Annotated in this window: 27 protein-coding genes and 1 pseudogene; 20 read left to right on the forward strand and 8 right to left on the reverse strand. The window is 45.5% G+C overall.

Annotated features, from left to right (window positions below; all coding sequences use genetic code 11):
- A pseudogene (locus tag QUB66_RS06955) lies at window positions 1-190 on the forward strand (calcium-binding protein); the annotation flags it as partial.
- 97 nt (window positions 191-287) lie between these two features.
- Here the strand turns inward: QUB66_RS06955 and QUB66_RS06960 are convergent.
- Window positions 288-650, reverse strand: a complete 363-nt coding sequence (locus QUB66_RS06960; protein ID WP_265236978.1) for a hypothetical protein — start codon at window positions 648-650, stop codon at window positions 288-290.
- Between the two features lie 395 nt (window positions 651-1045).
- On the opposite strand from QUB66_RS06960, the gene QUB66_RS06965 reads away from it, so the two are divergent.
- A complete protein-coding gene (locus QUB66_RS06965; protein ID WP_265236980.1) occupies window positions 1046-1888 on the forward strand; it encodes a photosystem II manganese-stabilizing polypeptide in 843 nt (280 codons plus the stop codon).
- A gap of 438 nt (window positions 1889-2326) precedes the next feature.
- The gene (locus QUB66_RS06970) at window positions 2327-3100 is read left to right on the forward strand and encodes an RNA polymerase sigma factor SigF (protein WP_265237065.1); all 774 of its coding nucleotides are present in this window, start codon (window positions 2327-2329) and stop codon (window positions 3098-3100) included.
- Between the two features lie 216 nt (window positions 3101-3316).
- Here the strand turns inward: QUB66_RS06970 and QUB66_RS06975 are convergent, their stop codons facing one another.
- Window positions 3317-4483: a pyridoxal phosphate-dependent aminotransferase gene (locus tag QUB66_RS06975; protein ID WP_321161625.1), complete on the reverse strand. Its 1167-nt coding sequence runs from the start codon at window positions 4481-4483 to the stop codon at window positions 3317-3319.
- Window positions 4484-4719: 236 nt separating this feature from the next.
- Between QUB66_RS06975 and QUB66_RS06980 the strand changes: the two genes are divergently transcribed.
- The 11 genes from QUB66_RS06980 (at window position 4720) to nrdJ (QUB66_RS07030) (ending at window position 16176) form a co-directional block, all read left to right on the forward strand.
- Window positions 4720-5232, forward strand: coding sequence for an adenine phosphoribosyltransferase (locus QUB66_RS06980; RefSeq protein WP_265236982.1), 513 nt, complete (start codon window positions 4720-4722; stop codon window positions 5230-5232).
- A 317-nt stretch (window positions 5233-5549) separates the two neighbouring features.
- Complete coding sequence (locus tag QUB66_RS06985; RefSeq protein ID WP_333002858.1) at window positions 5550-6590, forward strand: ABC transporter permease; 1041 nt, start codon at window positions 5550-5552, stop codon at window positions 6588-6590.
- A gap of 88 nt (window positions 6591-6678) precedes the next feature.
- Window positions 6679-6978, forward strand: coding sequence for a BrnT family toxin (locus QUB66_RS06990; RefSeq protein ID WP_332967013.1), 300 nt, complete (start codon window positions 6679-6681; stop codon window positions 6976-6978).
- Entirely contained in the window at window positions 6975-7175 is a 201-nt protein-coding gene (locus QUB66_RS06995) for a hypothetical protein (protein WP_332967015.1), read from the forward strand. The genes QUB66_RS06990 and QUB66_RS06995 overlap by 4 nt, the downstream gene beginning before the upstream one ends.
- 171 nt (window positions 7176-7346) lie before the next feature.
- Window positions 7347-7667 (forward strand): leucine-rich repeat domain-containing protein, encoded by a 321-nt coding sequence (locus QUB66_RS07000; protein WP_265236987.1) that lies wholly within the window; start codon window positions 7347-7349, stop codon window positions 7665-7667.
- 217 nt (window positions 7668-7884) lie between these two features.
- Window positions 7885-9135 carry an RNA-guided endonuclease InsQ/TnpB family protein gene (locus QUB66_RS07005; RefSeq protein ID WP_332967017.1) on the forward strand — a complete coding sequence of 417 codons (1251 nt, stop codon included), beginning with the start codon at window positions 7885-7887 and terminating at the stop codon, window positions 9133-9135.
- Window positions 9126-10115, forward strand: coding sequence for a DUF6745 domain-containing protein (locus QUB66_RS07010; protein ID WP_332967018.1), 990 nt, complete (start codon window positions 9126-9128; stop codon window positions 10113-10115). The genes QUB66_RS07005 and QUB66_RS07010 overlap by 10 nt, the downstream gene beginning before the upstream one ends.
- 710 nt (window positions 10116-10825) lie before the next feature.
- Window positions 10826-12988, forward strand: a complete 2163-nt coding sequence (locus QUB66_RS07015; protein WP_332967020.1) for a DUF4394 domain-containing protein — start codon at window positions 10826-10828, stop codon at window positions 12986-12988.
- A 138-nt stretch (window positions 12989-13126) separates the two neighbouring features.
- Complete coding sequence (locus tag QUB66_RS07020; protein WP_265236994.1) at window positions 13127-13414, forward strand: hypothetical protein; 288 nt, start codon at window positions 13127-13129, stop codon at window positions 13412-13414.
- 205 nt (window positions 13415-13619) lie between these two features.
- Window positions 13620-14864, forward strand: a complete 1245-nt coding sequence (nrdJ, locus tag QUB66_RS07025) for a ribonucleoside-triphosphate reductase, adenosylcobalamin-dependent (RefSeq protein WP_332967021.1) — start codon at window positions 13620-13622, stop codon at window positions 14862-14864.
- 301 nt (window positions 14865-15165) lie between these two features.
- Window positions 15166-16176 (forward strand): ribonucleoside-triphosphate reductase, adenosylcobalamin-dependent, encoded by a 1011-nt coding sequence (gene nrdJ / locus QUB66_RS07030; RefSeq protein ID WP_375339813.1) that lies wholly within the window; start codon window positions 15166-15168, stop codon window positions 16174-16176.
- 60 nt (window positions 16177-16236) lie between these two features.
- Here nrdJ (QUB66_RS07030) and QUB66_RS07035 read toward each other — a convergent pair whose 3' ends face one another.
- Complete coding sequence (locus QUB66_RS07035) at window positions 16237-16455, reverse strand: hypothetical protein (RefSeq protein WP_265236996.1); 219 nt, start codon at window positions 16453-16455, stop codon at window positions 16237-16239.
- Between the two features lie 161 nt (window positions 16456-16616).
- Here QUB66_RS07035 and QUB66_RS07040 point away from each other — a divergent pair, with 161 nt between their 5' ends.
- The 3 genes from QUB66_RS07040 (at window position 16617) to QUB66_RS07050 (ending at window position 17753) form a co-directional block, all read left to right on the forward strand.
- Complete coding sequence (locus QUB66_RS07040; protein ID WP_265236998.1) at window positions 16617-16817, forward strand: helix-turn-helix transcriptional regulator; 201 nt, start codon at window positions 16617-16619, stop codon at window positions 16815-16817.
- A 96-nt stretch (window positions 16818-16913) separates the two neighbouring features.
- On the forward strand, window positions 16914-17270 hold the full coding sequence (locus tag QUB66_RS07045) for a hypothetical protein (RefSeq protein WP_265237000.1): 357 nt from the start codon (window positions 16914-16916) through the stop codon (window positions 17268-17270).
- Between the two features lie 9 nt (window positions 17271-17279).
- A complete protein-coding gene (locus QUB66_RS07050; protein ID WP_265237002.1) occupies window positions 17280-17753 on the forward strand; it encodes a hypothetical protein in 474 nt (157 codons plus the stop codon).
- A gap of 147 nt (window positions 17754-17900) precedes the next feature.
- Here the strand turns inward: QUB66_RS07050 and QUB66_RS07055 are convergent, their stop codons facing one another.
- Complete coding sequence (locus QUB66_RS07055) at window positions 17901-19187, reverse strand: Glu/Leu/Phe/Val family dehydrogenase (RefSeq protein WP_332967023.1); 1287 nt, start codon at window positions 19185-19187, stop codon at window positions 17901-17903.
- A 3-nt stretch (window positions 19188-19190) separates the two neighbouring features.
- Here QUB66_RS07055 and QUB66_RS07060 point away from each other — a divergent pair, with 3 nt between their 5' ends.
- Complete coding sequence (locus QUB66_RS07060; RefSeq protein ID WP_265237006.1) at window positions 19191-19337, forward strand: hypothetical protein; 147 nt, start codon at window positions 19191-19193, stop codon at window positions 19335-19337.
- 38 nt (window positions 19338-19375) lie between these two features.
- On the opposite strand, the gene QUB66_RS07065 is transcribed toward QUB66_RS07060, so the two are convergent.
- Complete coding sequence (locus QUB66_RS07065) at window positions 19376-19501, reverse strand: hypothetical protein (RefSeq protein WP_265237008.1); 126 nt, start codon at window positions 19499-19501, stop codon at window positions 19376-19378.
- Window positions 19502-19605: 104 nt separating this feature from the next.
- Between QUB66_RS07065 and QUB66_RS07070 the strand changes: the two genes are divergently transcribed.
- The gene (locus QUB66_RS07070; protein WP_265237010.1) at window positions 19606-20217 is read left to right on the forward strand and encodes a DUF4126 domain-containing protein; all 612 of its coding nucleotides are present in this window, start codon (window positions 19606-19608) and stop codon (window positions 20215-20217) included.
- A 325-nt stretch (window positions 20218-20542) separates the two neighbouring features.
- Here QUB66_RS07070 and hemH read toward each other — a convergent pair whose 3' ends face one another.
- Window positions 20543-21706, reverse strand: coding sequence for a ferrochelatase (gene hemH, locus QUB66_RS07075; RefSeq protein WP_265237011.1), 1164 nt, complete (start codon window positions 21704-21706; stop codon window positions 20543-20545).
- A 100-nt stretch (window positions 21707-21806) separates the two neighbouring features.
- On the opposite strand from hemH, the gene QUB66_RS07080 reads away from it, so the two are divergent.
- On the forward strand, window positions 21807-22502 hold the full coding sequence (locus tag QUB66_RS07080; protein ID WP_265237012.1) for a class I SAM-dependent methyltransferase: 696 nt from the start codon (window positions 21807-21809) through the stop codon (window positions 22500-22502).
- Between the two features lie 339 nt (window positions 22503-22841).
- On the opposite strand, the gene QUB66_RS07085 is transcribed toward QUB66_RS07080, so the two are convergent.
- Both QUB66_RS07085 and QUB66_RS07090 read right to left on the reverse strand, forming a co-directional pair.
- Window positions 22842-23966 carry a hypothetical protein gene (locus tag QUB66_RS07085; protein WP_332967024.1) on the reverse strand — a complete coding sequence of 375 codons (1125 nt, stop codon included), beginning with the start codon at window positions 23964-23966 and terminating at the stop codon, window positions 22842-22844.
- 212 nt (window positions 23967-24178) lie between these two features.
- Entirely contained in the window at window positions 24179-24877 is a 699-nt protein-coding gene (locus tag QUB66_RS07090) for a GDYXXLXY domain-containing protein (RefSeq protein WP_332967025.1), read from the reverse strand.
- Between the last annotated feature and the right edge of the window lie 9 nt (window positions 24878-24886).

A 24886-nucleotide genomic window follows, 5' to 3' on the forward strand; every position in this document is an offset into this window, starting at 1 on the left:
GACTCCAACTCCGACGGCTGCGAGGATTCCGACTGCGCCGACTGTTACCGCGCCTGATTCAATGGTGTCAATTAGTTCGATCGCCCAGACGCCTACTCCCGGACTCTTGCCGATGCCCGGCCAGATGCCGGTATTTCCTGCGATGCTGCCGAGTCCGATACCTGTACCTCCTACACCTTTCGGGTTCTAGGTGTGATTCGCTTTTGTTACCAGGTGCCAGTTGCGAGTGATTTAAACTCGCAACTGAAAACTCACGCACTCAGCCACTCACAACTCACAACTCATAACTATTTAAGGTCTTGCTCAGTCCCGGCCGAGTCATGCTCAGACTTGGCCGGATCATCTTCTAGGGGAGATAATTGTTGGGCGTACCCCAAGAGCGATCGAAGTTTCATACGCTGGATGTAAGGCCAGCCGCCATTGGCTTCAATATTCCTGAGCAGTTTGTAAACTGCTTGGCGGTTGTCGGGAAAAGATGCTTGGAACAAACCGTCCCGAATTTCCTGGTGCGAAGCTTCCAGCGCCCGCAGCAGGGTCAAAAGCAGCACACTGTCTCCCTGACAACTTTCGGCTAAAGTCCGAATCGCCTCAGTCAGCGATTGCAGTTGAGACTGCAACTTTTCTGACTCTAAATTTTTGCCGTTGTCCATACCGCTGCTTCCTTTGAAATCTACAAGGCCTTTGTGCCGGGCCGCTGGTGTCAGCTAATCGAGCTAGTGGCGATCGGCATTCGGGGCCAATAAGCAACGTAACTTAAGTGGGTTGACTTAAGCAATATTAATTTGCAGTCCAAGTCAGGAAAAGAGCACAACCCGTCGTACCATGTGTATTGGGCTGCGATCCGAACATTTTGAGAAATCATCAGTTCTTGCTTATTTTCACTGCACTAGCTCAATTTTTTGAGTAAAAGCCGGTGTCGGTGAAGCGAGCGATCTGGATCTAAATGCTGCTATGGCGCTGGCCTAGCCCGCCGGCGGGCAATTATATTTTGCTCGAATTAGGGCTTTTTCTTAATATAATCCGATGTTGGAGATTGATGTTGGCAATGAAATATCGTGCTTTAATTGTTGCACTTTTAGCATTTTGCATGAGTGCACTGGTTGCTTGTTCTTCGGCTCCTGATACAACGGTGGCGACTACCGAGTTACTCACCTACGACCAGATCAGAGGTACTGGATTGGCAAATAACTGCCCTAGTTTGGCAGAAACTTCTCGTGGCTCGATCCCTATTGAAGCGGGCGCAACCTATAAACTGACTGGTATGTGTTTGCAGCCCACAACTTATTTTGTGAAGGAAGAACCAGCAAACAAACGCCAAGAGGCAGAATTTGTGCCTGGTAAAGTGCTGACTCGGTTCACGTCGAGCATTGACCAAGTTCAAGGTAAGCTTGAGGTTGGTAATGATGGGACTCTGACTTTTACAGAAGAGGATGGCTTGGACTTTCAAGCAATTACGATTCTGTTACCGGGCGGAGAGCAAGTACCTTTCTTGTTCACTATTAAAGAGCTGGTAGCCAGTTCCGAGCCTGGAGTGGTTGCTATCAATACTTCCACCGATTTGCGAGGAGAATTTAACGTTCCTTCTTACCGCAGCGCTAGCTTTTTAGACCCTAAAGCTCGCGGGGTAGCCACGGGCTACGACCATGCTGTAGCGCTTCCGGCTACAGACAATTCCAAACTCAAACGCTCTAATGTGAAGCTGGCTGACACCAGCACCAAGGCGGGCAAAATTTCTTTGCAAGTTGCTAAAGTCAACAGCGCCACTGGCGAAATAGGCGGGATTTTTGAAAGCAGACAGACTTCTGATACTGATTTGGGAGCTAGACCTGCTTTGGATGTGAAAATTCGCGGTTTGTTTTACGCTCGCATTGAGCCTTCTGTGTCGTAAAATTGGCTTTCTGGATCGATCCTCTGCGAGGGCTTCGCCAACGAACTTGAGCAGTTTTTTGCCCTAAAGCTACTGCTCGCCCTTCATTAGCCAACAGTCTTTGGCAAGATAACTTAAGACTGTTGACTAATGACTAAATTTATGATTTAAGGCGTTATGAGTTATAAGATTTTTAATTAATAAGAGTATTGCGTTTAAACAGATTTTAGATTATAATGTGGTGTCAAAAAAGAATGTCCGTAAATTTAATGATTTTGCTAAATATTTTTGGATGAATTCGCCAAATCGCTTAGCAGTAAAAAGATTCAACTGCTGTGTCCGCGATCACGGCTATTCAATGCTAGGATTACACCACATCAAGATATATTTTTTTAGACTAGATTGGAAACTAGATATAAAGCAACATCAGTCCTCTGCTCTACCAACCCTTATGCCACCATGTCTACCACAATCCCCAACGAGCTAAAAAGCGAAAATTTGCAATTGTTGCGCGAGTACCAAGATTCTGGCTCGAATGAAGTCCGCAATCAGTTAGTTCAACTGAATATTGGACTGGTGAGAAAAGAAGTTTACCACTGGATGAACCAGTGCGGTGAAAGCTACGACGATTTGCAGCAAGTTGGGTGTATTGGGTTGATTAGGGCGATCGAGCGATTCGAGCTGTCGAGGGGACACGCTTTTAGTTCCTTTGCAATTCCCTACATTCGGGGCGAAATTCAACACTACTTGCGAGACAAAAGCCCTTCGGTGCGAGTTCCGCGCCACTGGCTGGCCCTGGAACGTAAGTCTGTCGCAGCAATCAAGGATTTGCAGGTGCAGTTCAACCGCAAACCTACGGATGCAGAAGTAGCAGCAGTGCTTGAGGTTTCTGTTGAAGAATGGCGAGAAATTAAGTTGGCCCACCTCAACCGATCGCCTTTGAGTTTGGACGCGCCGGTGCAAGATGAAGATGAGGGGGCGACTTGTCTGGGAGAATTGGTGCCCGATAGCAAGTATCGGAGTTTTCAGTTGGCGCAAGAGGATCAAATTCGGGTACAGCAAGCTTTGGCGATGTTGGAAAAACGGACTCGCGAGATATTGGAGTTTGTTTTTCTCTACGATTTGACGCAGAAAGAAACAGCCGAACGCTTGGGTATCAGCGCGGTGACTGTTTCTCGGCGAGTTAAGAAGGGGCTGGATTTGCTGAAGGAAATTATGACGAAACAGCTTTAGTCAGCAGTCATTAGTCATTAGTCATTAGTCAGCAGTCATTAGTCATTAGTGAGTTGCTACCAATGATCAATGCCCAATCCCTCCGCTTCGCTTCGCCCAATCCCTCCGCTTCGCTTCGCCCAATCCCTCCGCTTCGCTTCGCCCAATCCCTCCGCTTCGCTTCGCCCAATCCCTCCGCTTCGCTTCGCCCAATGACCAATGACTAATGACTAATTTTTAGATGCTGCGGACAAATTTATCGAGCCTTTCTACGGCTTTTTTAATTGTGCCTAAATCGGTGGCGTAAGACAAGCGAATGTGGTCGTCTGCGCCAAAAGCAATGCCGGGAATGACTGCTACTTGCTGCTGTTCTAAGAAAGCATCGGAAAATTCCAGAGAATTCATTCCTGTTTTGCTGATGTTGACAAACATATAGAAAGCGCCGTCTGGTTTGATGCAGCTAATGCCGGGGATAGCATCGAGTAATTCAAATATTACTTCACGCCGATCGGCAAAAGCTAGTCGCATGGTTTCGACAGACTCTTGGCTGCTTTCCAAAGCTGCGATCGCGCCGTACTGTGCAAAAGTACACACGTTTGAGGTACTGTGACCTTGAATGGTGCTGGTGGCTTTAATTATTTCGAGCGGCCCGGCTAAATAGCCAATGCGCCAGCCTGTCATGGAATAACCTTTGGCAAAACCGCTGCTGATCAGGGTGCGATCAAAGATTTCCTTACCCAGGGAACCGATGCTGACGTGTTGCGCGCCGTCATATATGATTTTTTCGTAAATCTCGTCCGAAACGACTAAAATATCTCGATCGACTATCACCTCGGCCAGCGCTTTGATTTCCGCTGGAGTGTAAACCATTCCCGTCGGGTTAGAAGGCGAATTCAGCACAAATAACTTGGTTTTGGGAGTAATCGCTCGATTCAGTTGATCCGGTGTAATTTTATATCCTGTAGAAGCATCTGTCCGTACAATTACGGGCTTACCGCTGGCGAGTTTGACCATTTCTGGGTAGCTCACCCAGTAGGGAGCCGGAATAATTACTTCATCTCCAGGCTCGATCAGAGCCATCATCAGATTGTAAAGCGAATGCTTGCCGCCGTTGGTGACAATGATATTTTCCGGTTGATAGTTAAGATTGTTGTCGTCGCGGAGTTTGCGGGCGATCGCAGCCTTTAACAGCGGTTCCCCAGCCACAGGGCCATACTTAGTCTTCCCCGCATCCAAAGCTTGCTTTGCCGCCGCTTTAATGTGTTCGGGGGTATCAAAGTCGGGTTCTCCCGTACTCAAACTACAGACATCAATCCCTTCTGCCCTCATGGCTTTAGCCTTAGCTGCGATCGCCAAGGTTATGGAAGGAGGAACCTCGCCCACTCGTGCTGCCAACTTGATCATTGGATTTTAGATATTATATTTTTGACTTTAGATCATAGGTTGACAAATGGTGATATTCAACCCTGTTGTTAAGGAATTATGACATTTGTTTACATAGTACGTAAAGCATTAAGCAATTAAAGAATAAAAATTTAAGAAGCTCTTAGTTTGAATTTTAGTTTTAAATTGAAAAATTTGAGGTTATCATTGTACCATTTTTGATGCCTGATTACCCTCAACTCCGATCTGCAAGCTTTATGGATCTCAAATCTCTGATTCGCGACATTCCTGATTTCCCCAAACCGGGAATTATGTTTCGAGACATTACAACCTTGCTCCGCAACCCCCAAGGGCTGAGGTATACCATTGACAGTTTAGCTGAAAAATGCTCTGCAATGTCTGCTGACTATGTGGTGGGCATGGAATCCCGCGGCTTCATCTTTGGCGCGCCTTTGGCTTATAAAATGGGAGTGGGCTTTATTCCTGTCCGCAAACCGGGAAAACTGCCTGGAGAAGTTTATTCTGCTGAGTACGAGTTGGAGTATGGTGTCGATCGACTGGAGATGCACAAAGATGCGATGACAACCGGCAGCCGGGTGCTGATTGTGGACGATTTAATCGCCACTGGCGGAACAGCGGCGGCGACGGCTCAGTTGTTGCAGCAAGCGGGCTGCGAGCTTGTCGGTTTTGCTTTTGTGATCGAATTGCAGGCTTTGGGCGGCAGGCAGAAATTGCCGGATGTGCCGATCGTCACGCTAGTGGAGTATTAGTTATACCAAATCCGGGTTAAATATCCCCTTGATCACTCGGCGGTTGAAACCGCGTCTATACAAACAAAGTCGGCCTACGCCGACTTAAAGAATAAAGGGGGTATGATACTCGGTTTTGATATTTGTTGACTGTTGACTGTTAACTGTTGACTGCTGAATAAAAACTACTGACAAATAATATCCTTGACCTTTGCATCGGAATTATTCATCTATCTCTTCTCTTTCTCTGCGATCTCTGCGTTCTCTGTGGTTAAATCATTCCGATGCAATCGGCATTAATATCATGCACAAATCTAAAATCTAAAATCTAAAAGAGTATGACTTCTATTAAATCTAATCGAAATTGGCGAATGTTAAATTCTCTGTTTGGTGGCGAGACATTTACCTATGTTGTCAAGCGACTGTTGCAAGCACTTTTAACCCTATTTTTAGCATCGGCTCTTTGTTTTGCAATTATCGAGCTTGCACCGGGAAATTACTTAGATACCTTGAGCCAAAATCCCAAGATTTCGCCTGAGACACTCAAGCAACTCGAACAGCAGTTCGGCTTAGATAAACCAGCGATTGTGCAGTACGGGCTGTGGTTGCAACAAATTGTGACGCGGGGAAATTTTGGCACGAGTTTTGTGTATCAGCGATCGGTAGCGTCGCTGCTGTGGGAACGGGTGCCGGCGACGTTGTTGATGGCAGGAGCCTCTTTGATTGTAACTTGGGCGATAGCGCTTCCTTTGGGAATAGTCGCCGCCGTCAATCAGAATAAAACTGTCGATCGAGTTTTGCAAGTAGTCAGCTACACCGCACAGGGATTTCCCAGCTTTATCACAGCCTTGCTGCTGCTATTTTTTGCTCAAAATACTTCCCCTCTTTTCCCCGTCGGAGGAATGACCAGCATCGACCATGCAGACTTACCTTGGTGGGGTCAAATCCTCGATTACTGCTGGCACTTAATCTTGCCAACAGTCGCCCTCAGCGTTACTGGTTTTGCAGGCTTGCAAAGATTGATGCGCGGACAATTATTGGACGTGCTGCGTCAAGATTACATCCGCACCGCCAAGGCAAAAGGTTTACCCGACAATCGAGTAATTTACGTTCACGCTCTGCGGAATGCGATTAATCCGTTGATTACGCTATTGGGTTTTGAGTTTGCTAGTTTGTTGAGCGGTGCGTTTATTGCTGAATTTTTCTTTAATTGGCCTGGTTTGGGAAAGCTGACTTTGGAAGCCGTGACAAATCAAGATTTGTACTTAGTCATGGCAAGTTTGATGATGGGCGCTACCATGTTGATTGTTGGTAATTTGTTGGCGGATTTGTTGCTGAAGGCGATCGATCCTCGGATTAAGCTGGAAGATTTGAAATAGAAGAATTATTCGCACGCGGGGTGAAAAACCCTAGCTTATAACTTGTGTTATAATTTGATAGTACCTCGATTTAACATGATAAATTGCTTTGGATTATAATTTTGATTGGAATCCAGCCAAAGAAAAGCAAAATATTCGCAAACATCAATTAAATTTTCGTTTGGCATCAACTGTTTTCCGCGATCGTTCTCAATTAACAATCTATGATGAAGAACACAGTCAAGATGAAGATAGATGGATTACCATAGGCTTAGATGAAACAGGAATTTTAAGGGTTGTTGTCCATACCTTTGAACAAACCGATCGCACCTCCTGTATAATTCGGATTATTTCAGCCCGCAAAGCTAATTTCACAGAAACCCAACCTTATCAAGAGAGGAAATTATGAAATCAGAGTATGATTTTTCTTCATCAGAGCAAGGCAAGTTTTACCATCCTGATGCTAGGTTTCATTATCCCATTTATCTCGAACCCGATGTCGAGGACTTTGTGACTAAAATTGCCGAGCATAAAAAGATTGAGGTTCAAGCTTTGGTCAATGAATGGCTGAGAAATAACATTAAACTAATTCAAAGTGTTGAGTAGGTGAAAAACCTAATTTTTTTTCTCAAGTGGCTTGGCTGATAGTACCGATCGCGATCGACCGCAAAAGGAGAAATGACATCGATTTGCAAGTAGCAGCAGGCGAAGTCAAAAGTTAACGATATTCTCATGCCCTGTTTGCCCGATGCCCCATTACCCATCTCGGAGTGTTTTGTGTCAGAAAAACAACCAAACGAGCCAATGAGTTTTAGCAGCTTTGCTGACTGGTGCAGGGATATTGACAGCCTTTCAGCAGAGGCAAGGCGCACAGTTAAAGTGTTGTTAAAAAAGGCTGGCACTGATGACCCTGAAGCAGCGGAGCAGATACTTTCAAGCATGACAGAACTGGATCTCCGCAGCAATCGAATTACCGACATCAGCTCTCTCGGTTCGCTCACCAATTTGACAACACTCAATCTGGGCAGAAATAGAATTACCGACATTAGTTCCCTCGGCTCGCTCACCAAAAAACGAGCGAGAAGCCCCTGGCTTTAGACATGGGGAGGAAAGCGGCAGCGACGACCGTCACCTAACATCTGTGTGCTCAATTAATTCTTTCATAGCAGAAGATAGGCTACGACAGATTTTACCCGTGCTGTATATCGAGCTATAGTACGGGTAAAATCATGAATAAAAACAGAATTATAATGTTTATTGTTGATAGAATATAATTCTATTATTCTAGTATACTGTAACAAGGAGGAAAAAGAATATGTTTGGATGTCAACAGAATTTAATCAGCCCAACTAAAGACTTAAAAGCAATTTTAGAATTCCTGTGCAGCGAGTCATCGAAGTTGACTAACTGCGGAATATATTATGCTCATCAAATGTACTTTAAAACAGGCAAAATACCGAGTAGGGCCAAGTTGCACAAAGTGCTTGGAACAGAAAATCATAACTTGCATTACAAAGCATTTTATTCCGATACCGCGCAACAGATTTTAACTACCGTCGCTGAGTCTTTTAAATCCTACATTGGACTACTGAAAAAAATTGGTAAAGGCACTGTAACCCAAAGACCTAGATTGCCAAATTATCGACAAGGCGGTCTAGCTTTAGTGACTTATACAGGTCGCTCTGTCCGGCTTAAGGATGGATTACTGAGATTCCCATTGGGCAGCAAAGTTAAAACTTGGTTCGGCTTGGATGCTTTCTATCTCCCTATGCCTACCAACCTAGACTACAAAGCAATCAGAGAATATAGGATTATACCTCGAAACGGTTCCTTCTATTTAGAGTTGATTTACAAATCGAAAGATGTCCAAGTAGAGGTAGATCAATCCAATGCTTTGATGATAGACCACGGGATGAACAATTGGTTGACTTGTATCAGCAATGTGGGGACTAGCTTGATAATTGACGGACTACATCTGAAGTCCATCAATCAAGGATATAACAAGCGTGTTGCGTTTTTGATGAAAGGGAAAGCGAATGGTTACTGGTCAAAGCGATTGGAGTGTTTAACTGAGAATCGCAATCGCACCATGCGAGATGCTGTCAACAAAGCAGCTCGAAAAGTAATAAATCATTGCTTGCTAAATAAAATTGGCACTGTAGTATTCGGCTGGAATGCTGGAATGAAAAATGGTATTAATTTGGGATCTAAAACTAATCAAAATTTTGTTCAGATTCCAACTGGCAGGCTAAAATCTCGTATTTCTCAGTTATGCGAACAGTATGGGATTCGGTTTATCGAAACGGAAGAATCGTATAGGTCGAAGGCTTCCTTTGTCGATCTTGATTTGCTACCTAAATTCTGCGAAAAACCAGAAGGGTGGCAACCAAGCGGTCAAAGAGTTAAGCGCGGATTGTATCGCACTCTTGAAGGTTTGTTGATTAATGCAGATTGCAATGGGGCAGGCAATATCGGTAGAAAAGTAGCGGCAACTTTGGGGATTTGTCTCAAAGAAGTCAGTAGAGGCACATTGATAACGCCTTTGAAAGTCCCTTTGTGGTCTTAGTCAAGAATCCCCCTGATTCATCAGTGGGGAGTATCAACAATCTGACAACACTGATTCTATACGACAATCAAATTACCACAGTTATTATTTGCAACAGTCTCCGCGACGCTTATCCCCAAATCTTCAACTTGCTCAAACGCTACCATAATAGATTGGGGATAAATCTAGACCAGAAATGGATGTCCCCTGTGGGAGAATTTGCAAGTCCGGGCCTGTGGAACTATGAGCTCTATAGCATGACTATCGAGTCCGAAGCAGACACCACACTGAGTTTGCTAATGTACGAATTGGTTGAAAGCTATGTGCAATCAGAACGAACGAGGGGGAATGTTTTTCCCAATAATTTATTATCCCTTAAATCCCCTAAAACCCCCACGACTTTGTTTAAGGAAATCTATTTAGCGCACTGGTATATCTCTTCATTAGGCGTCAATATTTCCCAAAAGGTACAAGAAATACTTCGCTCCCAAAAGCTGCTTTTCGAGTATTGCGGTTGGATATTTCCCTTTGAAAAAATTTGCGTAGTGTGCGATCGCCCCCGCCACCTGCGCTTTGACAGCCAAAACCGCCTGCACGCGGAAGGAGAACCTGCGATCGAGTTTGCAGATGGATGGAATTTTTACTATTATCACGGTGTCAAATTGCCTGAAGAATACGGCAAAGTCCACCCAAATCAATGGCAATCGCAATGGCTTTTAACAGAAGACAATGCCGAACTGAGGCGAGTGTTAATTCAAGGGATTGGTTACGATCGCATAATTCAAGAGTTGTCAGCAAAACAAATAGATAGTTGGCAGGAATATGCACTATTACAAATAGATAACGCCGATGTGGAGCCGATTTGTTTGTTAAAAATGACTTGTCCGAGTACGGGATTCATTCACGCTTTGAGAGTGCCGCCTAACCTGACATCAGCTAGGGAGGCAATTCGCTGGGTAAATTGGGATATTGATGCAGAGGAATTTTCCGTGCAGACTTGATCTAGTTGCGGCGGCAGTATATAATTAAATCAAGTTTGATTAGCAGTCGCAATGTGTGCTTGCCTGAGTCCTGCGTAAGTCCTGAGCAAGAAGGAAGAAAGAAGAAGCGAAAAAACTGCTTTTTTGGGTTCCCAGGCAAAACTAATTGGTGTCAACTTAATGTGAAACCCCGATTGTGGCATGGGGTTTAAACCCTTGCAGGAAACCTTAACTCCTTTTCAGACGACTGTTCCACTTATTATGCCAATTCCGCATTTATAATCCACTTTATATTGAGCGATGGTTGTCGCCACTACACACAAAAAGCCCGCCTTCGGAGGCTTTAAGATTAAAGTTTAAAAATAATTTTTGACTTTACAGATCCAAAATTAGAGATTCAGCGTATATTACTAATGAACGCAGTACAAAATTTCATAAGTTCGCACCGCTAAAAATTTCAGCTTGCCTGTTTGCAGTTGAGCTGCGATCGCCCTTGGCTACACAGCCAACTATAAAATACGGTTAAGTGAGCGGTATTTAGGAGTGGGTTTATTTGAATCGGGGGGAGGGTTTATGTATCATTTTAGCTGCGTGTAATACTTTTATGGCAACCAACCCCTACAGCCGAAAATAAGAAAAACTATCCTAAAAGTGCGAATTTGTGATGTTTTGACTGAGAATACCACCGCCGTTAGGCAACGGAAGTATCAAAATTAGAGGGTGATTAGAGCATGGCAGAAATAAGAGACAACGCACAAGCAAACTTGCTAGCCGGAACTCCAGAAGATGACCTGATTTTTGGTTTAATGGGCAATGACACCATTGCCGGAAACTCTGGTAATGACAGCATTTATGGAGGAAAGCAAAGCGATTTAATTGAGGGAAACTTAGGTCAAGATTCGATTTTTGGAGATTTAGATAACGACACTATTAACGGCGGAGAAGGTAACGATTTTTTAGTTGGCGGAAAAGGCAGCGATTCCATATCCGGTAACTCCGGGAATGATGTTTTGTCGGGCGATCGAGATACTGATGTCCTCATAGGCGGAGACGGGGCAGACGTATTTGTTTTGAGGCGCTACGCTGAGGCTGAACCTTTCCGTACCAGCGGCGGTGTTAATTTGGGAAACGCGGACGCGATCGCCGATTTTGTACCAGGTACAGATTTAATCGGTTTGGGCGAAGGTGTCAGTTTTAGCGACTTGAATATTTTGGAAGCTGGAAACGATACTGTTATTCAAGACCGGGTGACTGGAGAATTTTTCGCGACTCTCAAAGGGGTGAGACAAAGTTCGATCGGTCCGGCCAATTTCACTAATAATATTAACAGCATTGTTCCCAACCCCCCGCCTCCACCGCGGACAACGGCTTATGCTTTAACTCCTGCTAATCGGATTGTCGGTTTTAGTCTTTCCAATCCGGGAAGTGTGATCTCAGATTTTCCTGTGACTGGATTGCAAGCGGGAGAAAGTTTGCTGGGAATTGATTATCGCCCCGCTAACGGTGTGCTTTACGGTGTGGGTTCTAGCAATCGCTTGTATACTGTCAATCCGATGACTGGGGAAGCAAGTCCAGTGGGTAACGGGCAGTTTGCTGTTCCTCTAACTCCGGGGGCTGCGGGTTTTGATTTCAATCCGACAGTCGATCGCATTCGGTTTGTCAATCAAGCCGGTCAAAACGCCCGCCTCAACCCAGATAACGGGGGAGTTGTCGATTTTGACACGCTGGCGGGGGGAATTCAACTCGACGGGAATTTGGCTTACCGGGCGGGCGATCGCAATTTTGGGTCAAGTCCAGGGGCTGCGGCTGCTGCGTATACTAACAATTTTGCCGGGTCAACTTCGACAACGCTGTTTGCAATTGACAGCGATTTGGATGTTTTGGTGCGACAAGATCCGCCGAATAATGGAGTGTTGAATACGATCGGATCTTTGGGAGTTGATGCTTCTAGCGTTCTCGGCTTTGATATTAGGAGTATTGGCGGCCGCGATGTCGCAGTGGCGGCGCTGGCAGTTGGGGGCATTTCCGGCTTGTACAATATCAATTTAAGTAGCGGTCAAGCTTCCTTTGTCGGTCAAATTGCCGACGGGAGACAGATTAACGGTTTGGCTTTGCCTTTGCCTACAGCTTACGCTTTAACTGTCAGAAATGGCGCCGAAACAATTGTCGGTTTTAATGAGGCGGCACCGCGGGCTATTCTCAGCGACGTGGCAGTTACAGGGTTGCAGCCGGGAGAAAGTTTGCTGGGAATTGATTTTCGCCCCGCTAACGGTTTGCTTTACGGTGTGGGTTCTAGCAATCGCTTGTACGCGATCGATCCCGTGACTGGGGCTGCAAGTCAAGTCGGTAGCGGGCAATTTCCTGTTGGTGTGACTCCGGGGGCTGCGGGTTTTGATTTCAATCCGACGGTGGATCGCATTCGGTTTGTCAATCAAGCTGGTCAAAACGCCCGCCTGAACCCGGATACAGCGGCAGTTGTGGATACTGACACGCTGACGGGGGGAATTCAACTCGACGGGAATTTGGCTTATGCTGCGGGCGATCGCAATTTTGGAAATTCTCCGGGGGTGGCGGCTGCTGCGTATACTAACAATTTGCCTGGGGTAAATTCGACAACTTTGTTTGCCATCGACAGCAATTTAGACGTTTTGGTGCGGCAAGATCCGCCGAATAATGGAGTGTTGAATACGATCGGATCTTTGGGAGTCGATGCTGGTACCGTTATCGGCTTTGATGTCAGGAGTGTGGGCGGTAACGAGAGGGCTTTGGCTGCGATCGAGGTTGGCGGAGTTTCGAGCCTGTACAATATCAATTTGACGACCGGTCAAGCTTCGATTGTAGGTCAAATTGGCGATGGCAGGGGATTTAAAGGCTTAGCACTGACTTTGATTTAAATAGGGGAAGGAAGAAGGAAGAAGGAAGAAGGAAGAAGGAAGAAGGAAGAGAATTCCCGATTCCCAATTCCCGATTCCCGATTCCCAATTCCCAATTCCCAATTTGAGTTAATCTATTATTTTGACAACAAAGATAAGATGTTATCTCAAGTTTTCTACTTGCTCCGCTCTCGTGCTGACGGCAAATATATCAGCGCTTGTCCCAATCCAGATTCGGCGGTGAGTTACCTGCTGATGTTTCGCGAAGACTATGACGCTTTGAGCTATCTGAATGCCCACGCAGCGGATGTTGCCGATCGATTCGGAGTAGAATCGATTTCTGGTTCTCAGGTCAAAAAGCTACTCGAACGTTGGGGATTTAACGGTGTGGGGGTTGTTCAAGACCCGCTGCTGCCGAATATTGAGTTTTTATTGACAAAGAATTGACAATTAACAACATTTGTGATTAACCCGGTTTCTGGAAGGAATCGGGTTTTTTGGTGAAGTTTTTGGGCGATCGCGCGATCGAGCTTGTCAACTTCCGTGCCCCATATCTAGTGCAAATTGTCAAATATATTAACCTTTTACCCTAAATCTGAATCCTGTTGTATATTCGTAGTTTGATATATTCCGACACGTCAGTACACAACCTATGGTTCGAGAATTAGAGCGATCGAGTGCCCGCGAGAAACGCAACCTGTCCGATTTTCCCGAAACAGCACCCGCAGCCAATCCAGTATTTTTTAGGACGTACAGCCGCCGTACCGAGACAGGGCGGGAGACTTGGGCCGAAGTGTGCGATCGAACAGTCAAGGGGCTCCAAAAGCTCGGAAACCTCACCCCCGAAGAAACACAACTGCTGCACCGGATGCAAAACGAGCTCAAAACCCTCGCTTCAGGCCGCTGGCTGTGGGTAGGTGGCAGCAAATGGATCGAACAGCCAGAGAACTTTTCCGGCGCATATAACTGTTCGTCAACAAATATTATCGACTGGCGGGCCTTTGGTTTATTGATGGATTTGGCAATGATGGGCTGCGGCACAGGTGCAGTCTTGGAACCAAAATACATCAACCAACTGCCACCGATCCGCAACCGCTTAACCGTGACAGTCCAAGGTGCGATCGGCTCTACACCCGCTCAATCCCGCCGCCAAGAAACCGAAGTAAAAATAGACGAAAAAACTGCCACAATTTATGTCGGAGATTCCCGCCAAGGTTGGGTAAAATCCTATCAAGCTTTGCTGGAATTATCCACAGATGAAAGATTTGCTGGATCAGTTCAAATCTTCATCGATTTGAGCGACGTTCGCCCGGTTGGAGAACCTTTAAAAGGTTTTGGCGGAGTAGCAAATCCGGTGAAATTGCCCGACCTTTATCAGCGGTGCGCGGCAATTTTGAATAAAGCTCAAGGGCGGCAGTTAAATTCAGTTGAATGCTGCGTATTGATTGACGAAGCTGCGGTCACTATCGTCGCTGGAAATATTAGAAGGAGCGCGGGAATTCGTCAGTTTGATTCTAGTGATCAACTGGGGGCAAATGCTAAAAACAATCTGTGGCAACAAGATGCAAACGGCAACTGGAAAATTGACCCAGATCGAGATGCTTTGAGAATGGCAAATCACTCTCGTGTTTTTCATCATAAACCAACGCGGGAAGAATGTATTGATGCCGTTCGCCAACAGTATTATAGCGGAGAAGGTGCGATTCAGTGGGCGGGCGAAGCTGTAGCTAGAGCTAACGTTGACTTACTTTCAACGCCGAGTCTTAAACTTGAGTTTTTGAAAGCTTACGACGAAGGAAAATCTAAACAGTGGTTGCAAGAACGTCATCCTAATATGACGGATAAAGAACTAGATCATCGGTCAGTTCGTTTGGGTTTAAACCCGTGTGGTAAGTAATTTTGCCTCACGTTAAAAACCTCGCAAAATCGGAGAAGACTGAGATGTTAACTCCGAGGTAAGTAGGGGAATTAAAAATCCTTTACCACCGTAGAGCGTACCAGGTGAACCTTCTTTATTGAAGAACATAATCCTGGCAAGAGTGCGGGGCATCTACAACTAAAGTAGATGAAAAAGTACGCCGAGCTACAGGGAACATGGAATCTGTAGAACTAGAGGATAAAAAGCCTTTAGGGTAACATAACTGGAAATCATCGGCTCTAACTTCCACTGTAATCTTTCTGAGGTTCACCTCAATCAAATTGACCCTTACAATTTCAAAGAACAAGAGGAAGCTTTCACCGCCGCAGCTATATCTGTCGCGGTACTTCTCAATCACAAATTTCTTGAACCGCGCTATCAATACAGCCGCGAATTAGACCCGATCGTCGGTGTATCTTTTACTGGATTGTTCGATTTCTTCGTTCATGCTTTCGGCGTTGAGTGGCTGCGCTGGTGGGTGGAAGGCCGCCCGCAAACTCCGCAAGGAATCGCGTTTAAACAGCGGGAAGAAGAGTATTTGACTGGTTGGCGGGAGATTGTGAATCGGGTAGTTTGGGATTATTGCGATCGCCATTCCTTAAAACGCCCCAATCGCTGCACAACCGTGCAACCATCGGGTACTAAATCTCTGCTGACAGGCGCTTCTCCGGGGTGGCATCCGCCCAAAGCCCAGCGTTTCATTCGCCGAATCACTTTCGGCAAAAACGACCCTGTAGCCCTCGCCTGCATCGACTACGGATACAACGTGATTCCGTCTCAATCTGACAAAGATGAAAACGGCAATTTGCTGAACAATCCCTTCGATGAACGCTGCACGGAATGGCTGGTAGAAATACCTGTTGCGGTAAGTTGGGCTGATTTACCCGGTGCTGATGAAATTGACATTAACAAGTTCTCGGCTGCCGCACAAATGGACTTTTATATGCAGGTACAAAAGTTCTATGTCAGACACAACACTTCGGCCACCATTGAGCTGCGGGAAAATGAAGTTGAAAGTTTGGGTACTCGGATTTACGAAGCGATTCGCGATGATGAAGGCTACATTTCGGCAGCACTTTTGGCTCGGTTTGATGCTCTGGAAACTTTCCCGCGTTTGCCCTTTGAACCGATTGAAAAGGAGACTTACGAGACAATGTTGAAAGACGTTTTAGTGCGTCGTCAAATTGATATTTTCCAGGTGGCACTGAGTCGTTATGACTTGGGTGAAATGATGGATTCGGGGCCTGCGGGCTGCGATTCTGATAAGTGTTTGATGCCTGAGACTAAGTAGATTTAGCTTTGGCTTAAATATGAGAAATCCCCTGGTTTTGGGGATTTCTTTTTTTGAGAATTACCGATCTGATGTTATGTAGCAAGTGTCAGGTTGCTGGGACTCTAGAAGGTCGGGGTTAAATATCACCACGAATTTCGCACCAGGAACCAAGCGACGGAGAATCTCCAGATGACCGTCCGCATCCGATCGAGTGCGAAACTGACCAACTGTCACACGCTGCATTTTGGGCAGCAAACGAACCATAATCCAAGGATAAAGTCGTTCTTTGTAAGGCATAATTAACTTGTCGACCTACGTATGGGAGCCAGAGCCAGTGCTGATAGGTTGGTAGCCGGGATGCACTGGCTTTCTGACGAACGCGATGTTCTCCTCTCATACTACGGACAAATTTGGGTTAAGTCAAGTTAACCATAGAAATTCTGAAATCGGTACAGTGAATGAGTAGTGTGGGTGAAAAACTCAAACAGCGACGGCAATCGCTGTCTTTGACACAGCAGCAAGTTGCCGATCGATTGGGCGTGACTGTAACCACTGTAAAAAATTGGGAAGCGGGCAGACATATTCCAAAGCTGTATCTAGAACAGACGAAAGCATTGTGCGACCTTCTGAAGCTTTCCTTAGATGAACTGGTAGATTAAGTATTTGTAGGGTGCGTCGCTGCGAAATTTTCAAGCCTATCGACAGATTATCGACAGCGACGCACCCTACGGTATTTGTTGCGTGCAATAGCGGTATTGTATAATTGGATTAGCCTTTTTTTAGAGTTTGTAACTAATATCAACATGATCAGAGGTGCAATTCCAGATGATATTCCCACCAATTTACAAGAACAAATACTGCTGCAAGACGCTAAGGCTCAACCTGCCATCATGATTCAAGGTGGCTCCAGGAGACCACTAGGAGATGCTCCCAGATTGGTTGCCCACTATGGCGGTCAGCCTGAAGATTGGTATAAAATGGCTAGTAACCAAACCGCTATTATCGAGGGATATGTCGTTGAAATTCATTGGTATAGAAATACCTCCACACTGCAAAATGTGGAGTACAAAATTAAACGTACATACCCTAAAATAGCACCTAAAAACCAGTGAGGTTAATATATGAAAATTCGCTGCATTGCCAACAAAGGAGCAGACCTGCCGGAAAATTACCTAAATCCACCGCTAGATATCACCAAAGAAACTGAATTTAAATTGATAGTCGGTAAAGAGTATACTGTCTATGGTATCTCCCAATGGCAAGGAAATTTAGGGTACTATATTTGCGATGAGCGCTATACTTATTATCCTATAGAGAATCCAGCCCCGTTATTTGAGATAATTGATGGCAGATATTCTAGATATTGGCAAGTGCAATTAGCAACTAATGGTTTGTTAGAAATTACTTTTGAGCATTGGTTTTCGATACCTTATTTTTATGAAAAACTAACTGACGGAGAAGCAGAAGCAGTTTTGATTTTTGAGAAAATAAGAGAACTCATGGACGCTGAAGCTGCAATTCCTCAACCTGAACCTTTCTCTATTGAAGAATTGCTGGCGTTGTCACCCCGTGAAATAATTGCCTTGACGGGGTGACAACCCTGTGAAGGAAACGCCTGTATCGACTCTAACGGTTTGTTTCCTCAACTATTTCGTAAGGTGCGTCGCTGTAAGATTGTCGATTTTTATGCAAGGGATTGTCGATGGCGACGCACCCTACAATTACTTCCCAGTACGAGTTCTTCAACCGTTCACATAATAATCCCGCGTTCCCTTCGCATTCATCGCTTCTCCCAGTCGATTTAACCCGTACACATAAGCAGCAGTTCTCATGGAAACTGACAATTCCTGAGATTTTTTCCAAATTGCCTCAGTTTCTTCGACCATTTTATGCTGCAACCGCTGGTTCACTTCCTCCAGCGTCCAATAAAGTCCGCTGCGATTTTGCACCCACTCAAAATAACTAACCGTTACGCCACCAGCATTGACTAAAATATCAGGAATTACCTGAATTCCTCTCGCTTCCAAAATCAAATCAGCAGCAGAATCGATCGGCCCGTTAGCTACTTCAAAAATAAACTTAGCCTTAACATCATTAACATTTGCTTCCGTTATTTGATTTTCCAAAGCTGCTGGAACCAGCACGTCTACATCTAAGGCCAAAAGTTGCTCGTTTGTCAATATTTCGTGTTCGACAATATTGCAAACAGAACCTTCGCAGTAAATAGCTTTGATACCTTTGTTCGACTCTTTAAAGCGGCGGAGGCTGGGGATATCCAGCCCTTGTTTGGCATAAATTCCCCCTTGGGAATCGCTGACTGCGACAACTTTGTAACCTGCTTTCCACAGCAATTCTGCTATTTCTGCACCGGCATTACCAAAACCTTGTACTGCTACGGTTGTATCTTGAGGATTTAGTTCAAATTTGGGTAGAATGGTTTCTATTACAAAAAAAGCGCCCATTGCTGTTGCCGTATCTCTGCCCAAACTGCCGCCAATTGTTACCGGTTTACCTGTCACTACCGCTGGACAAAGCTGCCGCTTAATTATATTGTACTGATCCATCATCCAACCCATAATCATGGGATTGGTGTAGACATCCGGTGCGGGAATGTCGATATCTGGGCCGATGAAATCTGCGATCGCATCAACGTAACCCCGGCTCAACCTTTCCAATTCAAATTTGGACAATTCTTTGGGATTGACAGTAATTCCGCCCTTGGCTCCTCCAAAGGGCAAGTTGAGAACCGCACATTTAAATGTCATCCAAAATGCCAAGGATTGCACTTCATCGAGGGATACATTTGGATGGTAGCGTACTCCTCCTTTAGACGGGCCTCTGGTATTGTCGTAGCGTACTCGATAACCTTGGAAAATTCGCAGGGAACCGTCGTCCATCCGCACGGGAATTGATACTATTAAGCTGGATTTGGGATATTTGAGCCGCTCGATCGTATCCTCGGAAAGGGATACATATTTTAAGGCTCTTTCTAGTCGGCGACTGGCATCAGCAAATAATGATTCAGACATAAGATGAAGGAAGAAGGAAGAAGGAAGAGGGAAGAAGGAAGAGGGAAGGCGGAAGAGGAAAGAGGGAAGGCGGAAGAGGGGAGACAGGAGAAGAATTTGCCGGAAAGCTCTTGGTTAGCTGGCGTCTTAAATTTAATTGTTTTGGCTTAGCTGCTGGTTTTTCGATACTTTATAATTTAATCACAATTTCAGTCTAATTCTGCATAAGTGCCTTCTACATAAGCGCTGTCTACTTTGTGTCGATCGACAATCTGGGACTCCCAAGCAGCTATTAAGCAAATACACTTACAATAGAGGGTGATATTTAAGCTCAACTAGCAATTTGAGTTCGATCGCTCAAATCACAGCCAGTCACCAGGGGAATTAAATTCTGAAATAGATCGAGGCTGTAGCAAACGTTATGAACTGAATTATTCTTATGGTTGGACTCCTAGCCGCGCTCTCTGCGTCTGCGGCGGGGGGTATGAGAATTGCCCTGCCCCTGCTGTTAATTGGTTTGTTGCGAATTGACAAACTTTGGTCGGAAATACCTTTATTGTCTGGGCTTCACCCCCAAGTGGTGATATCCATCTTGGTGAGTTGGTCGCTATTAGAGTTATTTGCTTCTAAAACTTTTGTGGGACAGCGGGTGCTGCAAGTTGTGCAAATTATTTTCAGTCCCATTGTAGGAGCAATTATGGGAGTTGCGATCGCTCAGGTAAGTGCGATCGACGAAATTACTGCTCATCCTTGGATGCTGTGGATTATTGGTATTGTCGGAGGTTTGTTGGCTTTGGTTCTGCAACTGGTACAAGCAGGATGGCTTTACCGACTACAAATTTTACCGATTTGGGTGATTTTTCTGCAAGATGTTCTGTGTATTTCCTTGGTTTTGTTTGCTTTTGATGCTCCGAGAGAGGGTGCATTAATTGCTATGCTGCTGCTGTGGCTGGCAATTCGCAGTTCTAAAGAGTGGTACCACTGGTACAGAAGTCAGGGAATACCGGGCGATGGGGGAAATCCCCGCCGCCGCAAGCGCGATCCAGATTAATTTAGTCTCTATACAAAAACCGCCCTCTTGCGGTTTTTAGACGCGCGGGGCGGGTTTTGTATGGAGATTGTTTGTCTGCTGTTGATGTCAAGAATCGCCTGTAACCTTTTGTATTTCTCGTTTGTTGCCTCTTGCCATATCCCCCTAAATTCCCCTTAAGAAGGGAGACTTTGAGAATGCTCCTGTCCCCACCGACCTAAGGGGGGCTAGGGGGGATCTAGACTTAGATACAAACCAGAGATATCAAGGATTTCAGACTCAAGTTAACACCACTGATTGCGGACTGAAACCGGCTCTAAAGATCGATCGCACAACCGATTATTATTTAAAGCAAGCCGATCGAGTGTAACGGGCCTTGACCCGAAATTAACTCGATTACTAATGCGATAAAACCAATCATTGCTACACGACCGTTCCAGACTTCCGCCCCCGTCGTCAAACCCCACTCCCACTGCTCTTGAGGGTACATTTTGACTGTCTTGGAAGGGCGTATCACATCAGAGAATTTAACGCTGGGAGATTCTATAGATTCGATGACTAAATCGGCCAAGGCCTCAATAAACACCGGATGAGTATTTAGGGCTGGGACTCGGTAGAAATTTTCAATCCCCGATTCTTCAGCCAATTCTCGATACTCCATGTCAATTTCTTGCAGAGTCTCGATGTGTTCGGAAACAAAACTAATCGGAACTACCAACAAATCTTGGACTCCACTTTCTGCCAATTCGGTAATGGCGTCTTCGGTGTAAGGCTTGAGCCATTCCACCGGGCCAACCCGACTTTGGTAAGCGAGAGTGTGTTCGTTAGGTCGATTCAAATGTTCCATAATCAGACGAGTGCAATCTTGAATCTCTCGCTGATAGGGGTCTCCAGCCTCTTCTACATAGCTGAGGGGGACGCCGTGGGCGCTGAAAAAGATGTGAACTCGATCGGGATTTGGATTGTGGTCTAATTGTTGGGCGATCAATTCCGACATTGCCTGAATGTAGCCAGGCCGTTGATACCAAGAAGGAATAGCGGTATATTCAATCTCGTTGAGGGCTGGATCTTTGCCCCACATTTCTTCGAGCTGTCGGAAGCTAGAACCGCTGGTGCTGATCGAAAATTGAGGATACAGCGGTAAGATTGTCAAGTGTTCGATGCGATCGCGCTTAATTTTGGCGATCGCCTCTTCGGTAAAAGGATGCCAGTAGCGCATCCCCACATACACTCTGGCATCCTGTCCCTTGGACTGCAAAAGTTCTTGCAGGGAAGCGGCTTGTTCTTCGGTAATTCTGCGCAAAGGAGACCCGCCCCCGATTTGGCGGTAATTTTCCTGGGATTTCTGAAACCGCAGGGTCGAAATCAACCACGCGAGGGGTTTTTGCATCCACGGAAACGGAATGCGAATGATTTCCGGGTCAGCAAACAAGTTGAACAGGAAAGGACGGACATCCTCGATTTGATCTGGCCCGCCCAAGTTTAATAGCAATACTCCCACACGACCCATAGCGGTTACAGTTCTCCCATTGTCTTAGTTCTGTTAATTCTCTTTATCATATATCTTAATAATATCTTAAGTCGATAGCAAGGTATACATAATTTTGACTATGGCAACAATTTTTAGAGATTTAAGTTATCGGTATCAGTGGCTCTACGATGCGATCGCGCGTTTGGCTGCTTTAAGCGTAGGTGGCGAGGCTCGTTTTCGCCAGCTAGCCTTGGAAAATTTGACCCTGGGCGCGGAAACTAAAATTTTAGACCTTTGTTGCGGTAGCGGTCAAACTACGCAGTTTCTGGTGCAATATTCCCAGGATGTCACAGGACTTGACGCTTCGCCATTATCGCTACAACGGGCCAGGAAAAATGTGCCATCAGCCAATTATGTAGAAGCTTTTGCCGAATCGATGCCTTTTGGCGACAATCATTTTGATTTGGTACACAGCAGCGTCGCCATGCACGAAATGCAGCCTGTACAGTTGAGGCAAATTTTTCAAGAAGTATACCGCGTACTCAAGCCGGGTGGTGTATTCACTTTGGTAGATTTTCATCGGCCCACAAATCTGCTATTTTGGCCAGGGTTAGCTGTGTTTTTGTGGTTGTTTGAGACTGAAACTGCTTGGGAGTTGATCGAAACTGACTTGGGGAGTTTGTTGGCCCAAGTGGGATTTCAGCCTGACAATTCCGAAGCAAGTCAACAACCAAAACTTTATGCTGGCGGCAGTATTCAAGTAATTCAAGTTCAAAAGTCAGTTGACAGTGGACAGTTGACAGTGGACAGTTGTCAGTTGTTAGTTGATCGTTGATAGTTGTCAGTTGATATTAGTGAGTGCGTGGGGAGGAAACCGGGTTTCTACGAATTTTGGTTTTAGTAACGATAAATATCGGCAGAAACCCGGTTTTTGAACTCGGCGCGGGTGAGTAAGAAACCGGGTTTCTACGAATTTTTGAGTTTAGTAACGAGAAATATCGCAAGAAACCCGGTTTCTGAGGTCGTGAGTGCACCTTATTCTACTTGTCAACTGTCAACTGTCAACTGTCAACTGTCAACTGTCAACTGTCAACTGTCAACTGTCCACTGTCAACTGTCAACTGTCAACTGTCAACTCTCAACTATCAACTGTCAACTATCAACTGTCAACTGACTAAATAAACTTTTTCGCTTCAGCCAAAGCCGCCTCAAACTTAAGCAATACATCCTTTTCTGTATGAATAACTTTCTCCTGTTCCAGCAGCGGGCGGCCAAAGCGAAAAATGCCATCCTGTTCTACGTGGTCTACATAAGGTAGCGTTTCTGGATGGGGCAAAAATTTGCGGCCGATGGTGTAAGGTGTGTGGAAAGAAAAGCTAAAATCGGGAAACTTGTCGCTCTTGATTTCGAGATAGTAAAGCGAGTAATAATCTTTGGTTTCGGAGTACACGCATTCGCGGCATCTATTTACCTGTTTGCGGTTTTGATTGAAAAACTCCCACTTGTCCCAATAGTAGTCATCTTTCATCATATCCTGGTGGTCTTCGCACAGTTCCAGATATAATTTGTCAGCACCGGGAGGACGATAGAAGTAAAGCATCGCATAGGGCATTTCAATCAGTGACTTGACTGCTTGATTTTTGCGCTCGTACCATTCTTGCTGGCGAGTTTCGTCGTAGATTTCGTTAGATTTAATTGCTTTAAAGCTGTTTAGCTGATGTTCTTTTGCCCACCGCGATGCCCAAACAGTCCAGTAAGCTAACTGGAAAGTTGCTGAAATTTCCGCCGAACCTTGTTCTTTCCAGTCGGCAATAATTTTTTCCCATGCTACACTAAAAGCTAATCGCGATTGTTCGTTTTGGGCGGAATTTTCTGTATTGATTGGGTCGGCTTTTGGGAGATTATTTTGAATCAGCCCTTTGGGTTCTTTGCGCCAGTTACCTATGTCGGTTGGTGTGAGATTTAAGATGATTCTTCTGTCGTGAACGGGATATTCTAAATGAATTCCAGATTTGCGGAAAGAGCGGTATTCTAAGATCGGGAGCTTGCCTTGCTCGATCCACTGCTGGCGTTCTGCTGCCGAACACTTGAGCATTGCTTCTAATTCTACCGGATCGACGGCTAATTCACTTTTGAAGGTCTCCCAAAATCTTTCTTGTTCGGCTGCATTTGCTTCCAGCACTGATACAATTGTGCTGACGATGCGATCTGTTTGGTCTTGGCAATTGTCGGGAAGTCCTAAGAAGTCGAGGAGTTGGGCTTTGAGTATTCGTCTGGCAGAGATTAGCTCGGCTAACATGAGAAGCTCCAGTAGAGTCATGACTTGCGCCCTTGAATTGGCAAGATTTACGCAAGTCTTATCTATCTTAATGGATTCTCTTGAGTTGTCGGCAAGGGAAATGCCGATCGCCCGCCAGATACCCCATTTCTAAGCAAAAATACTCAAATCCAGGTTGCAAGGTCGATTCACGCGCGGGATAGCTACGCTTCACGACGGGGTGGCGAAACCGGCTAAAATCGATAATTGCGATCGCGCACCCACAAACTCACAGGCACAGCATGGCCTGTTTTGTCAACCTTCACTTCTACGACAAAAGACTGCCGCTGGTTCCTTTGAGCTTCGCTAATCTCCTGATTGACTTTTTCCCTTTCGCTCTCTGGCATATAATAAGTTTCTAAGCCGTATTCCATCCGCCAACTGTTATATTTGCCCTTAATTGCGATTTGGTTGGCGGGCAAATTGGTGGGATTTTCTAGACTGACGCGGACGGGTTTCCAAGCTTGGGGGCGGCCGGGATTAGTCGCCGCTTTTGGGGCTTCTAAGATTACATAAAAACTGATTTGTGGCTTGACATTGTGCGTTTTTTCTGCACAAACAACTCCGGGCGGACAATGTACTTTTTCCGCAGGTAAATCTTTCCAGCCGGGGAGTTTTTCGAGATTTGTGCGATCGGAAATATCATAGCTTAAAACTTGGTAATATCCGCGCAAAAAGTCGTAAGGGTCTACTGGTACAGTTTGTAGGACAACAGTTTTGCCAGTAACAAAAGTGTAAACTGCGGTGGCGGGTACTGCGGCAATTAGTCCAATTTGCAGGAGCAAAGGAACCCACAGCCGCCACGCGGGAAGGCGTTTTGCTTCCGGGGGAAGCTGAAACACATTTGGTGTATCTGGATTTTCAACTAATAAGTCAATGTTGTTTATGTTCATATTAGGTAT

The sequence above is a fragment of the Microcoleus sp. A2-C3 genome, from assembly GCF_036706065.1.
Taxonomy (GTDB): domain Bacteria; phylum Cyanobacteriota; class Cyanobacteriia; order Cyanobacteriales; family Microcoleaceae; genus Microcoleus.

Excerpts from the sequence above, each read along its gene's own strand:
- QUB66_RS06960 (WP_265236978.1), bottom strand. The coding sequence starts at position 650 with ATGGACAACGGCAAAAATTTAGAGTCAGAAAAGTTGCAGTCTCAACTG.
- QUB66_RS06965 (WP_265236980.1), top strand. The coding sequence starts at position 1,046 with ATGAAATATCGTGCTTTAATTGTTGCACTTTTAGCATTTTGCATGAGT.
- QUB66_RS06970 (WP_265237065.1), top strand. The coding sequence starts at position 2,327 with ATGTCTACCACAATCCCCAACGAGCTAAAAAGCGAAAATTTGCAATTG.
- QUB66_RS06975 (WP_321161625.1), bottom strand. The coding sequence starts at position 4,483 with ATGATCAAGTTGGCAGCACGAGTGGGCGAGGTTCCTCCTTCCATAACC.
- QUB66_RS06980 (WP_265236982.1), top strand. The coding sequence starts at position 4,720 with ATGGATCTCAAATCTCTGATTCGCGACATTCCTGATTTCCCCAAACCG.
- QUB66_RS06985 (WP_333002858.1), top strand. The coding sequence starts at position 5,550 with ATGACTTCTATTAAATCTAATCGAAATTGGCGAATGTTAAATTCTCTG.
- QUB66_RS06995 (WP_332967015.1), top strand. The coding sequence starts at position 6,975 with ATGAAATCAGAGTATGATTTTTCTTCATCAGAGCAAGGCAAGTTTTAC.
- QUB66_RS07005 (WP_332967017.1), top strand. The coding sequence starts at position 7,885 with ATGTTTGGATGTCAACAGAATTTAATCAGCCCAACTAAAGACTTAAAA.
- QUB66_RS07015 (WP_332967020.1), top strand. The coding sequence starts at position 10,826 with ATGGCAGAAATAAGAGACAACGCACAAGCAAACTTGCTAGCCGGAACT.
- QUB66_RS07020 (WP_265236994.1), top strand. The coding sequence starts at position 13,127 with ATGTTATCTCAAGTTTTCTACTTGCTCCGCTCTCGTGCTGACGGCAAA.
- nrdJ (WP_332967021.1), top strand. The coding sequence starts at position 13,620 with ATGGTTCGAGAATTAGAGCGATCGAGTGCCCGCGAGAAACGCAACCTG.
- QUB66_RS07035 (WP_265236996.1), bottom strand. The coding sequence starts at position 16,455 with ATGCCTTACAAAGAACGACTTTATCCTTGGATTATGGTTCGTTTGCTG.
- QUB66_RS07040 (WP_265236998.1), top strand. The coding sequence starts at position 16,617 with ATGAGTAGTGTGGGTGAAAAACTCAAACAGCGACGGCAATCGCTGTCT.
- QUB66_RS07050 (WP_265237002.1), top strand. The coding sequence starts at position 17,280 with ATGAAAATTCGCTGCATTGCCAACAAAGGAGCAGACCTGCCGGAAAAT.
- QUB66_RS07055 (WP_332967023.1), bottom strand. The coding sequence starts at position 19,187 with ATGTCTGAATCATTATTTGCTGATGCCAGTCGCCGACTAGAAAGAGCC.
- QUB66_RS07060 (WP_265237006.1), top strand. The coding sequence starts at position 19,191 with ATGAAGGAAGAAGGAAGAAGGAAGAGGGAAGAAGGAAGAGGGAAGGCG.
- QUB66_RS07070 (WP_265237010.1), top strand. The coding sequence starts at position 19,606 with ATGGTTGGACTCCTAGCCGCGCTCTCTGCGTCTGCGGCGGGGGGTATG.
- hemH (WP_265237011.1), bottom strand. The coding sequence starts at position 21,706 with ATGGGTCGTGTGGGAGTATTGCTATTAAACTTGGGCGGGCCAGATCAA.
- QUB66_RS07080 (WP_265237012.1), top strand. The coding sequence starts at position 21,807 with ATGGCAACAATTTTTAGAGATTTAAGTTATCGGTATCAGTGGCTCTAC.
- QUB66_RS07085 (WP_332967024.1), bottom strand. The coding sequence starts at position 23,966 with ATGTTAGCCGAGCTAATCTCTGCCAGACGAATACTCAAAGCCCAACTC.
- QUB66_RS07090 (WP_332967025.1), bottom strand. The coding sequence starts at position 24,877 with ATGAACATAAACAACATTGACTTATTAGTTGAAAATCCAGATACACCA.